We start from the raw sequence: 6,643 nt of genomic DNA, 5'->3' as shown, positions 1-6,643 counted from the left end.
CTCTGTAATCCCAAGCACACACCGAAAATCGGAATTTGTCGTTTAACACAAGCTTGAATCGTTGCCGTAATCCCAAAACTGCTCGGTTGACCCGGCCCAGGCGACAATACTACTAAATCTGGCTGAAGCCTGTCGAAAACTTCCTCGCTAAAACCATGTCGCAAGGTCGTTACCGTGACACCGCACTGACGCAGATAATTAGCCAAGGTGTGAACGAAAGAATCTTCATAATCAATTAACAGCACTCGCCGATGAACTGGGGTAATGTCTGGATGACTTTCGACCACCATGTGCATGTTTTTGATGTCTGCATGATGTTCGACCACCGCGTGCAGATTTTTTTGAGCGGCTGAAATGCGCGCAGATTTGAGCGTTTGGAATGCTGCTGCCCCTTTTAATAAAGTTTCCGCTTCTTCGGCTGCGGGAATAGAATCATAAAGCAGTGTTGCGCCGACGCGCACTTGCGCGATCGAATCTTTTAACTCCACAGTTCTCAGGATTAACCCGGTATTCAAATCCCCTTTAAAGGTCAAATAACCGACAGCTCCGCCATACCAATGTCGAGCAGTGCGTTCGTGCTGTTCGAGAAATTCCATCGCGGCTTTTTTGGGTGCGCCAGTGACAGTTACTGCCCATAAGTGGGATAAAAAGGCATCAATGGCATCAAATTCAGGGCGTAATATTCCTTCAACGTGATCGACTGTGTGAATTAAATGACTGTATAATTCGATCTGACGACGACTGAGTACTCGCACGGAACCAGGCTCACAAATCCGCGATTTATCATTGCGATCGACATCAGTACACATGGTTAACTCGGATTCATCTTTGCGAGAATTGAGTAACTCTAAAATATTTGTCGCATCTTCGATCGAGTTGCTACCACGACGAATCGTACCGCTAATCGGACAGGTTTCTACTCGACGATCTTCTACGCGGACGAACATTTCCGGCGAAGCACCAACGATATATTCTCCTCCTAAATTAACGATAAAACTAAAAGGACTGGGATTGATTTTTTGTAAAGTCTCAAACAGAGTCACGGGAGGAGTATCGCAACTTTCATAAAAGCTTTGACTAGCAACTACTTCAAATAAATCTCCGCGCCGAAAATAGTCTAAAGCTGTTTCTACTTGAGCTGCATATTCGCCAGGGGCACGATCGGCGGTTTTGGTTAAGACTAACTGTTGGCCTCGATAGTCGATAAATTCCCCTGTTCTTGGCAGGTTTCGATTGGTCTGTCCATCGATTTCAAAATCGTACTGGAGCTGAAAAGCATGTTGTCGCTGATAATCGACGATCGTTAATTCATCGGGAAGATATAATACCAGATCCCGTGCATCGGTCGATCGCGGCAGTTGTTTAGTCATTTTCTCAAATTGAAAGACTAAATCATAGCCAAAGGCACCATACAACCCTAAATATTCATCTTCACTACTATTAAACGCAAACATCACTTCCCGAATTAAGCTAAAAACAGAAGGTTGCTTGCTGCGTTCTTCTTCGGTGAATATTTGAGTAGTGGGACGGACAAATCCCGTAATCAATTCGGCATCTCGGTCTGTAATCGCTAACGCCGGACACTTGGCAATTCGATCGCTCAAATAAGAAATCAGGATTAGACCGCGTTGATTGAGAGCTTTGATGCTAAATGTATCCTCACGAGTACTGATTTCTAGCGGAGGATTTACAAATCCGATCGCCCATTTTTTATAGCGTCCGGGATATTCATAATTACTAGTCAATAGCCCGCCCCGTTGACTGTCGATCCGAGATAACACTTCCTTGATGGCAAAATCTATGGAAATTTCTTTACTGGAGCGAGAAACGTGGATTTTGCCTTGAGTCGTGTAACAATTTGGATTAAACACGTAGCGATCTCCTTAAAAAATAATTTTGTTAGCTCTCAACCTTTTGGAAGGTTTTCCATCTTTTTTCAAAATTAATGGGATTGAAGAGCGAGTTAGATCGTCAACTGCGCTAGCGATCTAAAATCATTGCTGAGACTTGACTGGGGGTGAGTAACTTTGCTAAAGTCGGGCATCTGGCGAATAGTTATTTCCGCCCCTGCCATTTAGGTAATTACTTTGGGACGAGGGATGACCAAAAACTAGTGCAGATCTCAATTATTTATTGCTGTCTTGCTTTAGACTACAATTGACGCATAAGACAACTATTACAAAAAATCTAGCCTCTGTCTTGCACATTTCCCCGAAAAAGTAGCAAATTATTGCGAAAACCTCTAAAGTCCCAATTTTGACAACTATTTTGTATCTGCCTGATACATTTTTGGGGTTCTATTTGTATGCTTGCGAAAAACATTGGTAAAGTGGCTCTGACTCTTAAACCCAACTTGTTCTGAGACTTCAGCAATAGATAATTCTTGCGTGCGTAGTAATTGTTTTGCTCGTTCGATCCGGTGGTAGATCACATACTGATATGCCGTCATTCCCGTAGACTGCTTAAACAAATTAGTAAAGTAGAACGGACTCATCCCTACTACCTTGGCAATATCCTTGAGCGACAAATTTTCGGTCAGATGCTCGTTAATGTACGAGATCGCCTGTTGCAACTTACTCTTGGGCAAACCATTGGGTTCTGGGAGCGGCTGATTTTTGACAGCATACTGGCGAATCAGGTGAATTGACAGAGCGGCGATGAGATGCTCGACATAGAGACGACAGCACAATTCACCCGCTCGCAGTTCGGAAATTAGCTCTAGGCAAAATTGGTAAATTAGCGGATCGGGTATGGCAAAGCAGGGCAGGATTTCGATCGACTCCGTACCGATCGATTCATAGGCAATTTGAGTCATCACTTTTGGATCTAAACACAGTAAAAAAAATTCCCATTCTCGATCCCAGCTCTGCTTATTTTGGGTATTGGCTGGAAAGATTGTAATATCTCCTTTGTTAAACTGTTGATGTAGCTTACGATCGCCCGACCAATGCCCGATCGGGATTTGGTGGCTATTATTAACAATAATTGAGTGGTAAGTACTAGAGAAGTAAGGAGTTTCCCAAGTAGACTGGTGATGATGTTCGAGAAAAGTCCCCGCCCAGTCTAGTTTTTGACTTGAAAATAAAGGTTTTCTGGGTAATAACTGTGAAAAATCGGCATCGCTACCGCCTTGGTGGCGCGCTTCTCGATCGCCGAAAATGGGGCTAGGTGGTTCGATTTTCGATAGCATTTATAATTTTAAGCTTGAGAGATTGATAATAATTCGTTGGCGTAGCCTCTCAGAATGAGAATCGTGACTCTACCCCGTGAGTTAGAGTCACAGGGCGGTTTTATCCAAGCAACTAAAAAACAGCATCAACCCGTTGAGCATACAAGCTCAGAGCTTGTGGGATCCAAATGCCAGCATGGGCACACCAATGCAATCGTCCAAGTGCGGATGCCCAGCTCGGTGCGGGTTCCTAGGGCGATGGCAGCAGCTCTCAGCCGGGATGTCGGCGGGCGTTTGAGTCAGTTTCTAATTCAATTTATGTAGCTAATAATTCGGTAGGCGCAGCCAATCCGCCATCGGTACCACTAAAGTAAGGTTTATTCGAGCGATCGCATTTTAAAATCTGTTCTTGCAAGTTCAACTACTCACCTCTTGAATTTCGGTGCTTGGTTTTAGCCAGAAATCGGCCACAATTCATGTCTGATGCGTGTAGTTTGCTTTGCCAGAATTATATTATTTGTAATTTATACTTACAACATAGCACAGGTAATCTGTCATCTGTCAACTGTAACATGACGTAACAAAATAGATCGATCGTTGAAACCCTCTACCTTCTCAACACAGTTAACCTCTGACTTGCGCCAGAGGTTAAATGGATACTTTCTAAGATAGCGATCGCTAGTGATACCAAATCTTTGTTTGTACAACCTACGAACCCTGCCCTCACCCAAGCTTGGGTGAGGGGAGCCAGAGCCAGCGGCGATGGCGGGGTGAGGGCTGCGTGAGTTTTCGAGCGTAAAAGAAGGGTTTGTGAAGCGGATTTGGAATGACGACTTACTTGAGGTCGATCGTGGCTTGAATTTGTAAGTTAGTAAATTTAGCAGCCATTGGACTAGATTTTGGCGTTAAAGCTACATGAACTTCGACAACTCGGTCGTCAATATTACTACTTGGATCGCTATTAATCGTATTTTGACGCTTGACTTGGATGCCAACTCGCTCGATCGTGCCTTGCAATTCACCAGGTAAAGAATTACTAGTAATTGTTACTTTCTGTCCGATGCGAACTTTATTAACATCATTTTGGTAGATTTCTACCACGCCATACATTTGACTGGTTTGACCGAGATCGGCAATCCCGTTAGTACCAACTACTTCCCCAGGACGCGCAAAAACTTCCAAGATCTGACCATCTTGAGGTGACTTAATATAAGCTTGAATGAGATTTTCTTCGGCACGTTTTAGCGAGGCGATCGCACTTTTGACCTCTGCTTCGGCAGACATGACATCTACCGGACGGATCTCGGCAATTTTATCGAGGGTAAATTGACTTTCTTTGACTTGTTGCTGCGTCGATGTCTCAAGCTTGCGCAAATTAGCTCGTGCTTCATTGATTTGCTGTTGTCCCGATGTTTCAATCCGGCGTAAATTGGCTTGAGCTTCAGCTAGTTGTTGCTTCCCAGTAGATTCAATCCGTTTTAAATTTGCTTGCGCCTGATTGACTTTCTGCTGTGCGGTTTGGAGCGTTAACCGCTTACTATCGCCGTTAGAAGCAGAAACCGCACCCTGTTCGTAGAGGGCGGCATAACGTGTATCCTCAGCTTGAGCGTTAACCAGTCCGGCTTGGGCTTCAGCAATGGCTCCGATTTGGGCTTCAGTTTGAGTAGCTGTTTCGGCTACTACTTTCGCAAGTGTCGCTCTTTGAGCTTCGGCTTGAGTAGCTGTTTCGGTTACTACTTTAGCAAGTGTCGCTCTTTGGGCTTCTATACCCGTCCCCTGTTCGGCTTGCAGTTTAGCGATGGTAGCTTTCTGAGCATTAATTTCGCCCTGCGTGGCTCCGGCTTTGACTTTTACCAGACTTGCTCGGGCAACGTCAACTTTGGCTTTAGCTTCATTTACTGCCGCTTGTAAGCGTCCTTGACTATCCAAAATTGCAATTAATTGCCCCGCTCGAACTGTCGCTCCCTCTTCTACTAATAGCTTATCGATTTTGACACCTTCGTTTGATGTGGGTGCAGACAGCTTGACGACTTCCCCTTTGGGTGCCAGTTTACCTAATGCTGTGACGGTTATTGGTACCGATTTAGTTGCGGCGGCGGCGAGCGATTGCGCTTTTTCAGCTTGTTGTGCTGCTTGCTGTTGTTGGATATAAATCCCGCTGCCACCGATGACCATCAGGACGATAGTTCCTAACATTAATGGTGTTTGTTTGCCAATATTGCCAACATTCAGTTTGGTTTGTCTTTCTAATTTTTGCAACATAGTAGTGAATAGTGAATAGTGAATAGTGGATAGTGGATAGTGAATCGATCGCAAATTTTCAATGATTAATTATTAACTATTAATTATTAATTAAATGTCCATCTTCCATGTAGATAATGCGATCGGCAACATCTAAGATGCGGTTATCGTGTGTCACCATCAAGATGGTGCAGCCCTGTTCTTTTGCCAGCTTTTGCATCAGTTCCACCACGTCGCGCCCCGATTTCTTATCTAGTGCGGCGGTGGGTTCATCGGCTAGCAGGATTTGAGGACGGCTGACGAGAGCACGCGCGATGGCGACGCGCTGTTTTTGACCGCCAGAAAGAGCTTCTGGATAGTATTGAGTCCGATCCCCCAAACCCACCACTTTGAGCATGTCTACTGCTAAATCGCGCCGCGCCGATCGCGAATACGTGCCGTGGACTTCTAGCCCCATCATCACATTCTCTCGAGCAGTCAGGCTGGTATGGAGATTGTGTGCCTGAAAGATGTAGCCACAGGAGCGACGTGCCTGGACTGCCACTGCTTTTGCCGCACCGACTAGTTCTGTCTTCAACATCCGCAGACTGCCGGATTGAGGCGATCGCAAGCCACCCATCAATGATAATAACGTCGTTTTACCCGAACCAGAAGGGCCAGTCAAGATAATAATTTCGCCAGCATTAATGGCCAGATTGACGTCAAAAAGCACCTGTTTTTTCAGTTCGCCTGCGCCAAAAAAGTGGTTTAAGTGCTCGACTTTAATCACTGGAGACGGAGTAATTGAACGCTGAACAACTGTAGCATTCCGGGCAATCATTGAAACTTGCTTCATCTTGACTCCTAAAAATTATCGGCTGGATCGGCAGATTGCAGCCTGCGAGTTGTCACCGCACCTGAGACTACACACATCGCCACCGTGAGTGAAAAAACCAGCACCAGCCGCTCCACGGTCATGGCAATTGGCAACGCACCGAGGTTCTGAATTAGCGTGTATTGCCCTAGAGCGAGTCCTAAACCAGGGATAAATCCCAGCGATGCCAGAATTAGCGATTGTTCTAGCACGATCGCCAGCAGAAAGCGATCGCGATATCCCATCGCCTTAAACGTCGCATATTCGCCCATGTGCTCATTTACGTCAGTCGAGAGAATCTGAAAAACGATGACCATTCCCACGATAAATGACATCACTGTGCCGAAGGTGAACACGATTCCCAGTGGGGTAGTTTCCTG

6 protein-coding genes are annotated in these 6,643 nt (G+C 45.4%); 1 reads left to right on the top strand and 5 read right to left on the bottom strand.

What is annotated here, in order from left to right:
- On the bottom strand, positions 1 to 1,871 hold a 1,871-nt coding region (locus RMO52_RS19890; protein WP_310417739.1), incomplete at its 3' end, for an anthranilate synthase component I.
- A 392-nt stretch (positions 1,872 to 2,263) separates the two neighbouring features.
- Positions 2,264 to 3,190: an AraC family transcriptional regulator gene (locus RMO52_RS19885; protein WP_310417734.1), complete on the bottom strand. Its 927-nt coding sequence runs from the start codon at positions 3,188 to 3,190 to the stop codon at positions 2,264 to 2,266.
- 63 nt (positions 3,191 to 3,253) lie between these two features.
- On the opposite strand from RMO52_RS19885, the gene RMO52_RS19880 reads away from it, so the two are divergent.
- Positions 3,254 to 3,493 (top strand): hypothetical protein, encoded by a 240-nt coding sequence (locus tag RMO52_RS19880; RefSeq protein ID WP_310417731.1) that lies wholly within the window; start codon positions 3,254 to 3,256, stop codon positions 3,491 to 3,493.
- A 510-nt stretch (positions 3,494 to 4,003) separates the two neighbouring features.
- Here RMO52_RS19880 and RMO52_RS19875 read toward each other — a convergent pair.
- From RMO52_RS19875 to RMO52_RS19865, 3 genes are all read right to left on the bottom strand, one after another.
- Positions 4,004 to 5,431 carry an HlyD family efflux transporter periplasmic adaptor subunit gene (locus RMO52_RS19875; RefSeq protein ID WP_310417728.1) on the bottom strand — a complete coding sequence of 476 codons (1,428 nt, stop codon included), beginning with the start codon at positions 5,429 to 5,431 and terminating at the stop codon, positions 4,004 to 4,006.
- 79 nt (positions 5,432 to 5,510) lie between these two features.
- The gene (locus RMO52_RS19870; RefSeq protein WP_310417742.1) at positions 5,511 to 6,230 is read right to left on the bottom strand and encodes a DevA family ABC transporter ATP-binding protein; all 720 of its coding nucleotides are present in this window, start codon (positions 6,228 to 6,230) and stop codon (positions 5,511 to 5,513) included.
- Between the two features lie 23 nt (positions 6,231 to 6,253).
- The coding region (locus RMO52_RS19865; protein WP_310417724.1) for an FtsX-like permease family protein at positions 6,254 to 6,643 on the bottom strand (390 nt) is incomplete at its 5' end.

Origin of the sequence: Chamaesiphon sp. OTE_8_metabat_110 (assembly GCF_031382685.1) — a bacterium.
Classification (GTDB): domain Bacteria; phylum Cyanobacteriota; class Cyanobacteriia; order Cyanobacteriales; family Chamaesiphonaceae; genus Chamaesiphon.
This window is presented reverse-complemented; position numbering and strand designations above follow the sequence as displayed.

What these genes read in the sequence shown, in the direction of transcription:
- RMO52_RS19885 (WP_310417734.1), bottom strand. Translation starts at nt 3,190, where the DNA reads ATGCTATCGAAAATCGAACCACCTAGCCCCATTTTCGGCGATCGAGAA.
- RMO52_RS19875 (WP_310417728.1), bottom strand. Translation starts at nt 5,431, where the DNA reads ATGTTGCAAAAATTAGAAAGACAAACCAAACTGAATGTTGGCAATATT.
- RMO52_RS19870 (WP_310417742.1), bottom strand. Translation starts at nt 6,230, where the DNA reads ATGATTGCCCGGAATGCTACAGTTGTTCAGCGTTCAATTACTCCGTCT.